This is a genomic window from Caulobacter sp. SL161 (genome assembly GCF_026672375.1).
Classification (GTDB): Bacteria; Pseudomonadota; Alphaproteobacteria; order Caulobacterales; family Caulobacteraceae; genus Caulobacter.
In genome coordinates, this window is record NZ_JAPPRA010000001.1 from 558881 (window position 1) to 574273 (window position 15393).

At 66.2% G+C, this 15393-nt stretch carries 11 protein-coding genes and 2 pseudogenes; 12 read left to right on the top strand and 1 reads right to left on the bottom strand.

The genetic code is table 11. The features are described 5' to 3' along the window. Nucleotides 1-304 precede the first annotated feature (304 nt). The 8 genes and pseudogenes from OVA11_RS02940 to dnaA all read left to right on the top strand — a co-directional run bounded on the left by OVA11_RS02940 (nucleotide 305) and on the right by dnaA (nucleotide 7200). A pseudogene (locus OVA11_RS02940) lies at nucleotides 305-1211 on the top strand (pyruvate, water dikinase regulatory protein). Next, nucleotides 1208-1807: a Maf family protein gene (locus OVA11_RS02945; protein WP_268068882.1), complete on the top strand. Its 600-nt coding sequence runs from the start codon at nucleotides 1208-1210 to the stop codon at nucleotides 1805-1807. Before OVA11_RS02940 ends, OVA11_RS02945 begins: the two are co-directional and overlap by 4 nt. Then, a pseudogene (aroE, locus tag OVA11_RS02950) lies at nucleotides 1804-2660 on the top strand (shikimate dehydrogenase). Before OVA11_RS02945 ends, aroE begins: the two are co-directional and overlap by 4 nt. Before the next feature lies 1 nt (nucleotide 2661). Then, entirely contained in the window at nucleotides 2662-3261 is a 600-nt protein-coding gene (gene coaE, locus OVA11_RS02955) for a dephospho-CoA kinase (protein ID WP_268066070.1), read from the top strand. 31 nt (nucleotides 3262-3292) lie between these two features. Continuing rightward, complete coding sequence (dnaQ, locus tag OVA11_RS02960) at nucleotides 3293-4006, top strand: DNA polymerase III subunit epsilon (RefSeq protein ID WP_268066073.1); 714 nt, start codon at nucleotides 3293-3295, stop codon at nucleotides 4004-4006. Nucleotides 4007-4113: 107 nt separating this feature from the next. After that, complete coding sequence (locus tag OVA11_RS02965; protein WP_268066075.1) at nucleotides 4114-4902, top strand: enoyl-CoA hydratase; 789 nt, start codon at nucleotides 4114-4116, stop codon at nucleotides 4900-4902. Nucleotides 4903-5051: 149 nt separating this feature from the next. Continuing rightward, nucleotides 5052-5327, top strand: a complete 276-nt coding sequence (gene rpsT / locus OVA11_RS02970; protein ID WP_004617408.1) for a 30S ribosomal protein S20 — start codon at nucleotides 5052-5054, stop codon at nucleotides 5325-5327. 400 nt (nucleotides 5328-5727) lie between these two features. After that, nucleotides 5728-7200, top strand: coding sequence for a chromosomal replication initiator protein DnaA (gene dnaA / locus OVA11_RS02975; protein WP_268066079.1), 1473 nt, complete (start codon nucleotides 5728-5730; stop codon nucleotides 7198-7200). A 61-nt stretch (nucleotides 7201-7261) separates the two neighbouring features. Here dnaA and OVA11_RS02980 read toward each other — a convergent pair whose 3' ends face one another. Then, the gene (locus OVA11_RS02980; RefSeq protein WP_268066081.1) at nucleotides 7262-7882 is read right to left on the bottom strand and encodes an alpha-ketoglutarate-dependent dioxygenase AlkB; all 621 of its coding nucleotides are present in this window, start codon (nucleotides 7880-7882) and stop codon (nucleotides 7262-7264) included. Between the two features lie 374 nt (nucleotides 7883-8256). Here OVA11_RS02980 and dnaK point away from each other — a divergent pair, with 374 nt between their 5' ends. The 4 genes from dnaK to mutS all read left to right on the top strand — a co-directional run bounded on the left by dnaK (nucleotide 8257) and on the right by mutS (nucleotide 15380). Further along, nucleotides 8257-10152, top strand: coding sequence for a molecular chaperone DnaK (dnaK, locus tag OVA11_RS02985; protein WP_010917900.1), 1896 nt, complete (start codon nucleotides 8257-8259; stop codon nucleotides 10150-10152). 162 nt (nucleotides 10153-10314) lie between these two features. After that, the gene (dnaJ, locus tag OVA11_RS02990) at nucleotides 10315-11472 is read left to right on the top strand and encodes a molecular chaperone DnaJ (protein WP_268066084.1); all 1158 of its coding nucleotides are present in this window, start codon (nucleotides 10315-10317) and stop codon (nucleotides 11470-11472) included. Between the two features lie 60 nt (nucleotides 11473-11532). Then, entirely contained in the window at nucleotides 11533-12573 is a 1041-nt protein-coding gene (gene rhuM / locus OVA11_RS02995) for a RhuM family protein (protein ID WP_268066086.1), read from the top strand. Between the two features lie 95 nt (nucleotides 12574-12668). Beyond that, nucleotides 12669-15380 carry a DNA mismatch repair protein MutS gene (mutS, locus tag OVA11_RS03000; protein WP_268066088.1) on the top strand — a complete coding sequence of 904 codons (2712 nt, stop codon included), beginning with the start codon at nucleotides 12669-12671 and terminating at the stop codon, nucleotides 15378-15380. Nucleotides 15381-15393 lie beyond the last annotated feature (13 nt).

The following is a 15393-nucleotide window of genomic DNA, read 5'->3' on the forward strand; positions in this document are numbered from 1 at the left end:
GTGACTCGCACAGCCCGTCCCGGCTTTCCCCCAGGCCTTCCCACATGGGGTTAACGATCTGTTAATCATGGGGATGGATGGACAGCGCCTTGAACACCTTAATGAATTCTTAACGTCCTGAGACGCGACAGCGACCTCTGACCGGACTCGTTCCGCGTCTTTGGACAATCGGGATTCAGACTTCGGGGGATGCGGCGCAGGCTTGGGGATGATAGGCGAGCAATGCGACCGTTGATCACAGCGGCGCCGTGTCACGACGCTCCAGGGGCCGTTCGGCGCCCGAGCGTCCCCAGAGGCAGGGCAAGTGGTTAAGCAACCGTTAACGGATGATCCACAGGAGAGTCTGGCGCAGGGCGAGAGCGAAAGGCTGCCGCCACGCTTCGCCACCTACTTCCATATACACCTGGTTTCAGACTCCACCGGCGAGACGCTGAATGCGATGGCGCGGGCGGTCTGCGCGCGGTTCACCGACATCCTGCCGATCGAGCACATCTATGCGCTGGTGCGGTCGACCCGGCAGTTGGATCGCGCTCTGGAAGAGATCGCCGGTGCGCCGGGTGTGGTGATGCACACGATCGTTGACCCCGGCCTTCGCGCTGCGCTCGAGGAAGGCTGCCGCAAGCTGGAAATGCCGTGCATCGCCGCGCTGGATCCGGTGATCAGCGCCATGTCCCGTTATCTGGGCGCGCGGATCTCGACCCGGGTCGGCGCCCAGCACGCCCTGACCAATGACTATTTCGACCGCATCGAGGCGCTGGACTACGCCATCGCCCACGATGACGGCCAGGGCGGACAGGATCTGACCCAGGCCGACGTCATTCTGGTGGGCGTGTCACGGACCTCCAAGACTCCCACCTGCATCTATCTGGCGCATCGAGGCGTGCGCGCCGCCAATGTGCCGCTGGTCCCGGGCCGCCCGCCGCCTCCTGAGCTGTTCGAGCTGAAGAACACCTTGATCGTCGGCCTGATCACCTCGCCGGATCGGTTGATCCAGATCCGTCGCAATCGCCTGCTCTCTCTGAAAGAGAACCGCGAGAGCGACTATGTCGACGCCGACGCGGTGCGTCAGGAGATCATCGCTGCGCGCCGCCTGTTCGAGCGCCAGAACTGGCCGGTCATCGACATCACCCGTCGGTCGGTCGAGGAGACGGCGGCGGCGGTGATCAATCTGCTGTCCGGAGGACGGGGGCAAGGTCGAGGTCCTGGGATGAGCCTCACCCCTGTTACGCTCGCGTCCCAGAGCTCGGCGCGTCAGATGATCCTGAAGAACGCCGGCGTCCTCTTCGAGGCCGTCAGCCCCGGGGTCGATGAGGACACCGCCAAGGCTGGACTCCTGGCCGAGGACGTTACGCCGCGCGACGTCGCCGACGCCCTGGCCGAGATGAAGGCCGTCAAGGTCTCGACCAAACGGCAAGGCCTGGTGATCGGCGCTGATCAAACCCTCGACCTGAAGGGGCGCCTGATCGACAAGGCCGGTTCGCTGGACGAAGCTCGCGCCCGCCTCCTTGAGCTGCGCGGAACGACCCATAAACTTCACTCGGCTGTGGTCGTGGCGCGGGACGGCCGGCCGATCTGGCGGATCGTCGAGAGCGCCAAGCTGTCGGTGCGTCCGTTCAGCGACGCCTGGCTCGACCGCTATATAGAGCGTCGCGGCGAGGCCTTGCTCTGGTCGGTCGGTTGTTATGAGCTGGAGAGCGAGGGCGTCCAGCTGTTCGACAAGATCGAGGGCGACTATTTCACCATCCTGGGCCTGCCTCTGGTCGGCTTGCTGGATTTCCTGCGTCTTCATGGAGCCCTGACCGTATGACCAACGCCATCACGGGCGCGGCCATTGTCGGCGGCGTCTGCGGTCAGCCGATCAAGCATTCGATGAGCCCGGTGATCCACAACGCCTGGATCGCAGCGGCCGGCCTCGACGCGGCCTATGTGCCCTTCGCCCCTGCTGCGGATCGGTTCGAGACCTTTGTCGATGGTTTGCGTGGCGGTGCGGTGCGCGGGCTCAACGTCACCATTCCCTTTAAGGAACGGGCGCTGGCCGTCGCCGACACCGCCAGCGATCTGGCGCGGATGGCCGGGGCGGCCAATCTGTTGGTGTTCAATGACGACGGCAGCGTCCATGCCGACAATACCGACGGCCCGGGCCTGCTGGGCGCCATCGCGATCCAGGCGCCTGGCTTCGACGTCACGGCCGCACCGGTGGTCATTCTCGGCGCCGGCGGCGCGGCCCGGGGGCGGTCGCGGCCCTGCTGCTGGCCGGCGCGCCGCGCATAGCTGTCGTCAACCGCACCGTCGCACGCGCCCAGGAGCTGGCCGACACGTTCGGACAGAAGGTCGTGGCCAAGGGCGAAGACGCCCTCCCCGCTCTGCTGCCGGAAGCCGGATTGATCATCAACGCGACCTCGCTGGGTCTGGGCGGCGGCGCTGGGCCGTCAGCCGACCTGACCCTGACCCCAAAGACCGCCGTCGTGATGGACATGGTCTACAAGCCGCTGCGGACAGTGTTCCTGCGCCGGGCCGAGGCCGCCGGTCGCCGTACGGTGGACGGGCTGGAGATGCTGCTGCGTCAGGCGATCCCCAGCTTCGAAACCATCTATGGCCAGGCCCCCTCCCCTTCGGTCGACATTCGGGTGCTGGCGCTGAAGCGGCTGGGCGAGGTCTGACATGTTGATCCTTGGGCTGACCGGTTCGATCGGCATGGGCAAGTCGACGACCTCCAAGATGTTCCAGGACGAAGGCGTGCCCGTTTATGACGCCGACGCCGCCGTCCACGCCCTTTACGCTTCAGGCGGAGCCGCCGTGGGGCCGGTTGAGGCCGCCTTTCCCGGCGTCGTTGTGAACGGGGCGATCGACCGGGCCAAACTCAGCGCCCAGGTCGTTGGAAACTCCGAGGCGCTCGCCAAGCTGGAGGCGATCGTCCACCCGCTGGTGGGCGCCCACCGCATCGGTTTCTTTGAGCAGGCCAAGGCCGAGGGGCATGAAATTGTCGTGCTCGACATCCCGCTGCTGTTCGAAACGGGCGGCGAAAAGCGGGTCGACAAGGTGGTGGTGGTGTCGGCCCCCGCCGAGGTGCAGCGCGAGCGGGTCCTGGCCCGCCCGGAGATGACGCCGGAGAAGTTCGAGGCCATCCTGGCCCGGCAGACGCCGGACGCCGACAAGCGCGCGCGCGCCGATTTCGTGATCGACACAGGGCAAGGCCTAGACCACGCGCGCCGGCAGGTCCGCGACCTTCTGACTCTGTTGAGAACCGACCGCTCGGCTTGAAGCCGACCGCGAACGGCTTCATGGAAGAGCCATGGCCCGCGAGATCATCCTCGATACCGAAACGACCGGCTTCGATCCGAAGACCGGTGACCGCCTGGTCGAAATCGGCTGCATCGAGGTGGTCGACTTCATGCCGACCGGCCGCTCGTTCCACGAGTACTGTGACCCGCTGCGCGACATGCCCGCCGAGGCCGAGAAGGTTCACGGGCTGTCCAGCGCCTTCCTGACCGGCAAGCCGAAGTTCCACGAGATCGCCGATCGCTTCCTGGATTTTGTCGGCGACAGCGTCGTGGTGGCCCACAACGCCGCCTTCGACCGTCAGTTCGTCAATTTCGAGCTGGAGAAATGCGGCAAGGCCCCGATCCACGAAGAGCGCTGGGTCGACACCCTGGCCATGGCCAAGAAGCGCTTCCCGGGCATGTACAACTCGCTCGACGCGCTCTGTAAGCGGTTCAAGATCAGCCTGGAGAGCCGCGACAAGCACGGCGCCCTGATCGACGCCCACCTGCTGGCCGAGGTTTATCTGGAACTTCAGGGCGGCAAGGAACGCGCCCTTGAACTGACCCATTCGACAGGGGTCATGGCGGTCTCCACCGCGATCCAGGGCGTCTATGCCGCACGGTCACGCCCCCTGGCGCCCCGCTCCACGGACGCCGAGCGCGAGATCCACGCCGCCTGGGTTCGCAAGAACCTCAAGGACAAGGCGCTCTGGATCCAGTTCGGTGTGGTCGCTGCCGAAGCCTAGGCGCTCTCGCCATCTGGCCCCGGCCCCGGCTGGTCTGTAAAAGCCAGAGGGACTCCCCAACGCGACAGCCCTCTCTATAACTGCGCCGGCTCAAGCAGGAGAATGTAATGGCCCAGTTCCAGACCCTGATCGTCGAGGCGCCGGAAAGCGCGCCGGGCGTCACCCTGATCCGCCTGAACCGGCCCGAGGCGCTCAACGCGCTCAACACCGCCCTGCTTGGCGAACTGGCTCAGGCCCTGGCGGCGGCGCAGGCCGACGACAGCGTGGGCTGCATCGTGCTGACCGGTTCGGCCAAGGCCTTCGCCGCCGGCGCCGACATCAAGGAGATGTCGGACAAGACCTATGCGCAGATGTTCAAGGCCGACTTCTTCACGGCCGGCGCCCGGGCGATCGAACAGTGCCGCAAGCCGATCATCGCCGCCGTCGCGGGCTACGCCCTGGGCGGCGGCTGCGAGCTGGCGATGATGTGCGACTTCATCCTGGCCGCCGACACCGCCAAGTTTGGCCAGCCCGAGATCAATCTGGGCGTGGCGCCCGGCATCGGCGGCACCCAGCGCCTGACCCGCTTTGTCGGCAAGTCCAAGGCCATGGACATGATCCTGACCGGCCGGATGATGGGCGCGGAGGAAGCCGAGCGCTCGGGTCTGGTGTCGCGGGTCTTCCCCGCCGACAGCCTGGTCGACGAGACCCTGGCGATCGCCTCCAAGATCGCCAGCCAATCGCCGCTGGCCGTGGCGATGAACAAGGAACTGGTCGAAGCCGCGTATGAGACGACCCTGACGACCGGCGTCGCGCTGGAGCGCCGGCTGTTCCATTCGCTGTTTGCGTTCGAGGATCAGAAGGAAGGCATGACAGCCTTCGTCGAGAAGCGTAAACCCCTGTTCAAGGGCGCGTGATCCGGATCGGAAGCGATGACGGCGAAGCGGCCTCGGGAATCCTGCCTGTGGACCGTTGACCCCAGCCAGCGCTTCCCGTATATCCGCGCGCTCACATTTCCACCTGCTTCGCGGCCGCCCGCGCGGCTGTCCGTTTGAAGGTCCGACCTATGGCCAATAATCCCGGCGCCAAGAAAGCGATCCGCAAGATCGCTCGCCGCACCGAAGTCAACACCGCTCGCCGCTCGCGCGTTCGCACCTTCCTGCGCAAGTTTGAAGACGCGATCGCCAAGGGTGATGTCGCCGTCGCCAAGGCGGCTTTCGTGGAAGCTCAATCCGAGCTGATGCGCGCCGTCTCCAAGGGCGTGGTTCACCCCAACACGGGCTCGCGCAAGGTCTCGCGCCTGGCCGCCCGCCTGAAGAAGCTGGACAAGGCTGCGGCCTAGTCAAGATTCTAGACGAACCGCGTTCGTCTAATCTTTTCAAATATTTACAAAGGCCGATCAGGGCAACCTGGTCGGCTTTTGCTTTGAATCCAACGCTCTATTTCTAGTGTTGCAATCTGTGATCTGAGTAGTCGGTCACGCTATTCCCTTGCGGGGCGAGGGCCTCTCGCGAGTCAACAGAAATATCCGCGATCGGACGCAAGTTTTCCGTTTGACCGGCCCCCTCCGCTGGCTAGTTTAAGGGTCTCAACGCTCTTCCAGTCTTGGACGAAACAAGGCGGCGGCGGACCCATCGTGTTCGCCGAGTAAGAACCTGTGTGCGTTGAGAAAAACGGTCGCGCGCCATGGGGGGCGGCGGCTGATGGATGCGGCGATTGTTTTTGTGCAAGGCGGTGGACGAATGACCATGAAGGGCGGGGTTGCCAGCCAGGACTTCTCGGCGGCGATCGCGACGGCTTGTGAGCCGGCGGCGAACGTCTGGTCGAAGGTTTGTGTGGCTTTGAAGCGTGAGCTGGGTGACGCGGCCTTCGGGTCGTGGATCGCGCCGGCCATGCTGCGCGAAGCCGCCACCGGCGATGTCGTCCTCGTGACGTCGACGGGCATCGCCCGCGACTGGATTCGCCGCAGCGCGTGGCGCCGGATCGGCGAACTCTGGGCCGCCCATGATGCGACAGGTCGTCGCATCGACCTGAAGTCGCGCCTCGAGTTCGAAGCGGCGGCCGGCGCCTATGTCGAGGCGACCCCCAAGGCTGTCGCCGCCGAACCGATCGAGATTGTCCTGCCCGTCTCCACTGACGCGCCGACGGTGGTCGCGCCTAGCGCCAAGTCGCCCCGCACCCAAGGCCTGCAGGAGCGCTTTACCTTCGAGACCTTCGTCCCGGGTCCCGCCAACGAGTTCGCGCACGCTGTGGCGCGTCGGATCGCCAACTGGGCGGATGGTCACTTCAATCCTGTGCTGTTCCACGGTCCCTATGGTTTCGGCAAGACGCACCTGCTGAACGCCCTGGCCTGGGAGGCCATGCGCAACGCCCCGGAAAAGCGCGTGGTCTATCTGACCGCCGAGCGCTTCCTGTCGACCTTCGTGCGCGCCGTGATGGATCGCCAGACCGCGGCCTTCAAGGAAGAGCTGCGCGCCGCTGATCTTCTGATCATCGATGACGTGCACTTTATCGCCGGCAAGCAGTCGACCCAGGAAGAGCTGTTCCACACCCTGACCGCGCTGGTCGGGGAGGGCGGCCGTGTCGTGTTCTCGGCCGACCGTCCGCCGTCTGCCATGACCGAGATGGACGCCCATCTGCGCTCGCATCTGTCGGCGGGTCTGGTCTGCGGTCTCGAGCCTGCGGATCGTAACCTCCGTCTCGGCATCCTCGAGCGCAAGATCCAGACCCTGGGCGCGGCCCACGGCTTTGAACCCAGCATGCGCCCTGAGGTCATGCAGTTCCTCGCTGACCGTTTCACCGACAGCGTCCGCGAGCTGGAGGGCGCGCTAAACACCTTGTCGGCTCGCGCCGGCGAGGGCCTGTCGCGCATGACCCTGGATGAGGTGCAGGCGATCCTGCGTCCCCACCTGCGGTCGGGCGAGAAGCGCATCACCATCGACGATATCCAGAAGGCCACCGCCGAGCATTACGGCATGAAGCAGGCCGATCTGCTCAGCGAGCGCCGCAACCGCGCCGTAGCGCGCCCGCGTCAGGCCGCCATGTGGCTGGCCAAGCAGCTGACCACCCGTTCGCTGCCGGACATCGGCCGTCGCTTCGGTGGTCGCGATCACACTACCGTCCTGCACGCCGTCCGTCGGATCGAGGCCTTGCGCGCCGAGGACAGCGCGCTTAGCCACGATCTGGAGACGCTGACGCGCAAGCTGCGGGGCTAGCGGAACAATACTGCAGGATTGAAGAGGGTCGTTCTGGAGACAGGACGGCCCTTTTGGTTTTTCAGGCCGTTCGCGCCCGTCGCAGAGTCAGATTGATCCGGCCGCCGCCGGGGACCAGGGACGAGGATCCGGGCAGGATCCGGTCGACGCCGTGGAAGGCCAGGCGCGCCGGGCCCGAGAGGCGACAGACGTCGCCCGACGCCAAGCGAAGGCTTCTTGTCGGGTCCTTGCGGTAGACGCCGCCGATCCGGAAGATCGCCGTGTCGCCCAGCGAGATCGACAGCACAGGGAAAACGGGATCGGCTTCGTCACGGTCCTGATGCAGACCCATGCGCGCCCCGTCGCGGTAGAGGTTGACCAGACAGGAATCCGGCGGGGTTTCCGGGTCGCCGAGCACTGTCCAGAGGTCGAGGAGGGCCGGCGGCATGTCGGGCCAGGCTCGGCCCGTTTCGGGATGACGATCGACATACCGATAGCCATGCGCGTCGCTGGTCCAGCCCAGCGACCCAAGCGCTGTCATCGCAACGCTCATCGACTTTCCGTAGGCGGTCCCATAGTTCGAAAAGGGCGCCTGCTCGGCGCCCGCTTGCACCGCCTCGACCAAGGCGCGCTGCGCCGAGATATCCAGCAGGCCCGGCCATACGTCAAAGCCGGGGACAACGGTGAGAGGCTTGGCGATCATCTGGAGCCCACGCGCCGCCACAGCCCGGCGAACAAGAGCCATTTTCCACAAAACCGCCGTTCATGCATCGGTTGCCCCCGGCGCATCGGCTGCGACCGTTTTTCTTGGCCCGGAATCCAGATTCCCCCGTCGTGGGAGGGGTTATGGCCTTGCGTGGCGGCCCCTATCCCCCATATCCGGCTTCGAAGCGGGGTTGACGGGCTCGTCAACTTCGCACAACGCATTCCGCCCGTTCGATTTTCGTCGACGGTGCGGAGTGCGGAACTTGAACCGTAGAGAGTGCGAAGCCACTGGGGACGGAGCGAGAAAAACCGGGGCGCTTCTGAGAAGGCCCTTGTCACCGCCGTCCGCCTAAAGGAGCGACAGGTACGAAGATGAGCAAGATTATCGGTATCGACCTTGGCACCACGAACTCGTGCGTCGCCATCATGGACGGCAAGACCCCGAAGGTGATCGAGAACGCCGAGGGCGCTCGCACCACCCCGTCGGTGGTCGCCTTCCTCGAGGACGGTGAGCGCCTGATCGGCCAGCCCGCCAAGCGCCAGGCCGTCACCAACCCGACCAACACGCTGTTCGCGATCAAGCGCCTGATCGGCCGCACCGCCAGCGATCCGGTGGTCGAGAAGGACAAGGGCATGGTGCCCTACGAGATCGTCAAGGGTCCGACTGGCGACGCCTGGGTCAAGGCGCACGGCAAGGATTACAGCCCGCAGGAAGTCTCGGCCTTCATCCTGCAGAAGATGAAGGAAGCCGCCGAAGCCCACCTCGGCGAACCCGTGACCAAGGCGGTCATCACGGTTCCGGCCTATTTCAACGACGCCCAGCGTCAGGCCACCAAGGACGCCGGCAAGATCGCCGGCCTGGAAGTCCTGCGCATCATCAACGAGCCGACCGCAGCGGCCCTGGCCTACGGCCTGGACAAGAACGACGGCAAGAAGATCGCCGTCTACGACCTGGGCGGCGGCACCTTCGACGTGTCGATCCTGGAAATCGGCGACGGCGTCTTCGAGGTGAAGTCGACCAACGGCGACACCTTCCTGGGCGGTGAAGACTTCGACCTTCGGATCGTCGACTACCTGGCCGACGAGTTCAAGAAGGAGCAGGGCGTCGACCTGCGCAAGGACAAGCTGGCCCTCCAGCGTCTGCGCGAAGAAGCGGAAAAGGCCAAGAAGGAGCTGTCCTCGACGGCTCAGTACGAGGTCAACCTGCCGTTCATCAGCATGAACGCCTCGGGTCCGCTGCACCTGAACATCAAGCTGTCGCGCGCCAAGCTGGAAGCCCTGGTCGACGACCTGATCGCCCGCACCATCGGTCCGTGCGAACAGGCTCTGAAGGACGCCGGCCTGAAGAAGAGCGACATCGACGAAGTGATCCTGGTCGGCGGCATGAGCCGCATGCCCAAGGTCCAGCAGGCGGTGCAGGACTTCTTCGGTCGTGAGCCGCACAAGGGTGTGAACCCTGACGAAGTTGTGGCCCTGGGCGCGGCCGTTCAGGCCGGCGTGCTGCAAGGCGACGTCAAGGACGTGCTGCTGCTGGACGTGACCCCGCTGACCCTGGGCATCGAGACCCTGGGTGGTGTGTTCACCCCGCTGATCGAACGCAACACCACCATCCCGACCAAGCGCTCGCAGACCTTCTCGACCGCCGACGACAACCAGTCGGCCGTGACGATCCGCGTGTTCCAGGGCGAACGCCCGATGGCGCAGGATAACAAGATGCTGGGCCAGTTCGATCTGGTCGGCATCCCGCCGGCGCCGCGCGGCGTGCCGCAGATCGAGGTCACCTTCGACATCGACGCCAACGGCATCGTCCAGGTGCATGCCAAGGACAAGGCGACCAACAAGGAGCACTCGATCCGCATCCAGGCCAATGGCGGCCTCTCGGACAGCGATATCGAGCGCATGGTCAAGGAAGCCGAGGCCAACAAGGCCGCGGACGAAAAGAAGAAGCAGCTGGTCGAGGCCAAGAACCAGGGCGAGGCGATCCTGCACTCGACCGAGAAGGCCCTGGCCGAGCACGGCGACAAGGTCGGCGCGGCCGAGAAGACCGCGATCGAAACCGGGATCACCGAGCTGAAGACCGCCCTGGAAGGCGAGGACGTCGAGGCCATCCAGGCCAAGACCCAGGCCCTGATCCAGGCTTCGATGAAGCTGGGCGAGGCCATGTACGCCGCCCAACAAGGCTCGGCCGAGGGCGGCGACGCCAAGGCTGACGACGGCGTGGTCGACGCCGAGTTCGAGGAAGTCGACGACAACAAGCCGGCGGCTTAACCAAGCCATGCGCGCGCCGCGGAACATTCGCCACAGGATCGTTCCGCGGCCGCGACCTTCTGCCTCCCCGCCCATGAGCGCCTTGCGCTGGGCTCGGAGCTATCCCACTTCTCCCGTTATAAACGCCACTTTCGTGGGCCTTTTGAGCGCCAGACGCTGACAATGCGCGACTATTACGAAATTCTCGGCGTGACCCGGACCATCGATGAAGCTGGTCTGAAGTCCGCGTTCCGCAAGCTGGCGATGGAACATCACCCCGACCGCAATGGCGGCTGCGAGAACGCGGCCGGGCGCTTCAAGGAAATCAACGAGGCCTATTCGGTCCTCTCCGATCCTCAGAAGCGCGCGGCCTATGACCGTTTCGGTCACGCCGGTGTCAACGGGCCGCAAGGCGGTCCGGGCGGGTTCGGCGGCCAGGGCTTCGACGCCAGCGACATCTTCAATGATGTTTTTGGGGACGTCTTTGGCGAGATGTTCGGCGGTGGCCGGCGCCAGTCCAACGGACCCCAGCGCGGCCAGGACCTGCGCTATGATCTGGAGATCACCCTCGAGCAGGCCTATGCCGGCGCCGAGGTCGAGATCACCGTTCCCGCCGCCATGACCTGCGAGGTCTGCGAAGGGTCCGGCGCCAAGCCGGGCACCAGCCCCAGCGTCTGCGGCACTTGCGGCGGCGCAGGCCGTGTCCGCGCCACCCAGGGCTTCTTCGCGGTCGAGCGCGGCTGCCCCCGCTGCGGCGGCTCGGGCCGTCTGGTTCTCGACCCCTGCGGCAACTGCCACGGCCACGGCCAGGTCCGTCGCGAGCGCATCCTCTCGGTGCGCATCCCGGCCGGCGTCGACGACGGCGCCCGGATCCGTCTGGCCGGCGAAGGCGACGCCGGCGCGCGCGGCGGTCCGCGTGGCGATCTCTACATCTTCCTGTCAGTGACCCCGCACGAGCTGTTCGAGCGCGATGGTCTGGACCTTCTCTGCACCGTGCCGGTGCCAATGACCACGGCGGCCCTGGGCGGCGAGATCGACGCGCCTTGCCTCTTGGGTGGCGAGAGCTGCGACGGCGAGTGCAAGGTCAAGGTCACGGTTCCCGAGGGCGCCCAGACCGGCAAGACCGTCCGCCTCAAGGGCAAGGGCATGCCGTCCCTGCGCAGCCGCCAGCGCGGCGACCTGGTGGTCGAGCTGTTCGTCGAGACCCCGACTCACCTGTCCGCGCGCCAGAAGGAACTGATGCGCGAACTGGCCGGCCTGTGCGGCGAGAAGCAAAACCCCAAGTCGGCCAACTTCGTCGGCAAGGCCAAGAGGTTCTGGGAAGAGGTGACGGGGAATTAGGGCGCTAGCGCTCCTGCGAAAGTTGTTCTACTATTGTTCTCGTTTCGCTGAACGAGATCCATGAGCAACGACACCGAAGTCAGCACGCCTGTTCGCCTGGTCGAAGACGCTGATACCGGCGCTCGGTTCCTCATCTACGGGACCGAAAGCGGGGTGCGTGTCGAGCTTCGCTATGAGGGTGACGCGCTTTGGATGACCCAGGCGCAGATGGCCCAGCTCTTTGGGCGGGACCCATCTGTTATCTATCGCCATGTCACCAACATCATCGAAGAGGGAGAGCTCGGCGAAGCGGATAACTTGCAAAAAATGCAAGTAATTGGCGCTGGCCGCCCCGGTACCCTCTACAGCCTCGATATGGTGATCTCGGTTGGCTACCGGGTCAGCTCCGCGCAAGCGACGTTGTTTCGGAAATGGGCGACGAGCGTCCTCGTTCGCTTTGCCACGAAAGGCTTCGTTGTCGATGTCGAACGCCTGAAGGCGCCGGATGAGCAGGATCGCGTGCGCGAACTGCGCGAGATCATCCGTGACATCCGCGCGTCCGAGGCGAACGTCTATGCCGAGCTTCGGCGCATTTGCGCCATGTGCCAAGACTACGAGCCGAACTCGCCGACAGCGCTGCAGTTCTATCAGCGGACCCAGGCCAAGCTCTTCTATGCGGTGGTAAACCGCACGCCGTCTGAAGTTCTTGGCGAACGCGCCGATGCGGATGCCCCTGACATGGGCCTTCAGAGTTGGCCGAAGGATCAGATCCGCCAGGCGGATGCCCTGATCGCGAGGAACTATCTCACCCCGGCCGAACTCAAGGAGCTCAACCGGCTGACGGATATCCTGCTCAGCATCTTCGAAGACCAGTTGGACATCGGCCGTCTGGTTCTGATGGAGCAGGCCTCACAGTTGCTGGATCAGCAATTGGCCAGCCTCAACCGCGTCGTGCTAAACCATGGCGGCTCGATCCGTCACGACGAGGCCGAGGCCCGGGCCAAGGCTGCGTACAAGCGGTTCGACCAAGCGCGCAGGCTGGCGCGGAAGGAAGAGGCGGATCGCGCTCTGGCTGAACTGAAGGCGGCGGACAAGGCTCTGCCGAAGCCACGCCGACGGTGAGAACCCGGCGTTCCGGGAGCATAAGGTTTCCATCCCCTACAAACCTTAACGCCGCCCCTTAACGGCGCCCGCGACGCTATGTAGTTTCCCGGGCGATGAACGCCCACGCCACGCCGACCCCTGCCCACGAGATCGACCCCACCGGCGCCACGCCGGTGATGGCGCAGTTCTTCGAGATGAAGGCGCGGCAGCCTGATGCGCTGATCTTCTTCCGCATGGGCGATTTCTACGAGCTGTTCTTCGACGACGCCTACAAGGCGGCCGCTACTCTGGGCATCAGCCAGACGTTCCGGGGCACGCATAACGGCCAGCCGATCCCGATGGCGGGCGTGCCGCAGCATGCGGCCGAGGCCTATCTCTCCAAGCTGATCCGCCTGGGCTTCAAGGTCGCCGTCTGCGAGCAGATGGAAGACCCCGCCGAGGCCAAGAAGCGCGGCTCCAAGGCGGTGGTTCGTCGCGACATCGTCCGGGTGGTGACGCCGGGCACCCTGACCGAGGATGGCCTGCTGGACGCCCGCGGCGCCAACCGCCTGGCTGCGGTGGCTCTGCGCGCGGGTCAGGCGGCCGTGGCGTCGGTGGAGCTCTCCACCGGCGAGGTCGAGGTTTTCGCGGTGGCCAAGGAGGGGGTCGCGCCGATCCTGGCCGCCCTGGCGCCGTCCGAGACCCTGGTCGCCGACCGGCTGCTGTCGGACGACGGCCTCTCCCAGACCCTGAAGATCTGCGGCGGGCTGGTGCAGCCCATGCCCTCGGCCCTGTCCGAGCCGCAGGCGTCCGAGACCCGTGTAAAACGCCTCTATGGCGTCGAGACCCTGGACGGCTTTGGCGGTCTGTCGCCGGCCGAGATCGGGGCCCTGGGCCTTATCGCCGCCCATCTGGAAATGACCCAGGCCGGCCGACTGCCGGCCCTGCGCGCGCCACGCCGGGCGGCGGACGCCGATGTCATGGCGATCGATCCGGCGACCCGGTCCAGCCTCGAGATCGATCGCACCCAGGGCGGTGATCGCAACGGCTCGCTGCTGGCCGCCATCGACCGCACGGTGACGGCGGGCGGCGCGCGGATGCTGGCCTCGCGCCTGGCGCGTCCGCTGCTGGATGTGGCCGCCATCGACCAGCGCCTGGACGCGGTGGAATGGTTCGTCGAGCATCGCCAGCTGCGTCAGCGCCTGCGCGAGGTGCTGAAAGGCGCCGGAGACATGGCCCGCGCCCTGTCCCGCCTGGCGCTGGGCCGAGGCGGTCCGCGTGATCTCGGCTGCATTCGCGACACCCTGAAGGTCGGCGAGCGGCTGGCCGGGATGGCCGGCGGCGCGCCCGATCCGCTGTCGCCGCCGCCATTCGAGCTGGAGCACGCCTTCAAGGCCCTGACGCCTGCACTGCATGAGGGCCTGTCACAATTTCTGACCACGCTCGAACATGGCCTGGGCCCCGACCTGCCGGCGCTCGCCCGTGACGGCGGCTTCGTGGCGGCGGGCGTCCGGCCCGAACTGGATCAGGCCAGGGGTCTGCGCGACGACAGTCGCAAGGTGATCGCCGCCCTGGAGTCCCAGCTGGCCCTGGAAAGCGGCGTGCCGCTGAAGATCCGCCACAACGGCGTGCTGGGCTATTTCGTCGAGGCGACGGCGGGCAAGGCCGACCCTCTCTTTCAGCCGCCGCTGAACGCCACCTTCATCCATCGCCAGACCCTGGCCAACCAGGTGCGCTTCACCACCGTGGAGCTGGCCGATCTCGACGCCCGCATCGCCCAGGCCGCCGAGCGGGCGCTGGCTATGGAGGTGGCCGCCTTCGAGGACTGGCGCGAGCAGGCCCGCCTGCTGGCCGACGCGATCCAGATCGCCTCGGAAGCCCTGGCCCGCATCGATGTGGCCTCCAGCCTGGCCGAATGGGCCGAGGACGCCGGCGCGGTGCGGCCGGCCGTCGACGCCTCCTACGCCTTCGACGCCAAGGCCGCCCGCCACCCGGTGGTCGAAGCCGCCGTGAAGCGGGCGGGAGAGCCCTACACCCCCAATGACTGCCGCCTGGACGCCTCGGGCGAAACGGCGGCCCGCCTGTCGATCGTCACCGGTCCGAACATGGCCGGTAAGTCGACCTTCCTGCGCCAGAACGCCCTGCTGGCGATCCTGGCTCAATCGGGCTGCTACGTGCCGGCCGCCAGCTTCCGGCTGGGCGTGGTCGATCGCCTGTTCAGCCGTGTCGGCGCCGGCGATGACTTGGCCCGCGGCCGCTCGACCTTCATGATGGAAATGGTCGAGACCGCCGCCATCCTGACCCAGGCCGGGCCGCGCAGCCTGGTGATCCTGGACGAGATCGGCCGGGGCACGGCCACCTATGATGGTCTGGCCATCGCCTGGGCCTGCGCCGAGGCCCTACACGACGTCAACAAGAGCCGCGCCCTGTTCGCCACGCACTATCACGAGCTGGCGACCCTGGAGACGCGGATGGCTTTCGTCTCCAACCTCAGCCTGCGGGCCAAGGAGTGGAACGGCGACCTTGTTTTCCTGCACGAGGCCGCGCCGGGTCCGGCCGATCGCTCCTACGGCGTCCAGGTCGCCAAGCTGGCCGGCGTGCCGGCGCCCGTGGTGGTGCGCGCCCGCGAGGTGCTGGATCGGCTGGAGAGCAAGGACCAGTCGCCGGCCAAGCTGGACGATCTGCCGTTGTTTGCGGTCAGTCAGGCGGTCGCCGTTACGTCCGCGCCCGCCAGGGCCGCGCCCAGCGCCGTCGAGACCAGCCTCGCCGATCTCGACGTTGACGGCATGAGCCCGCGCGAGGCCCTCGAGGCGCTTTACCGCCTTAAGGGTCTGCTCACGGCCTAGCGGGTAACCATAT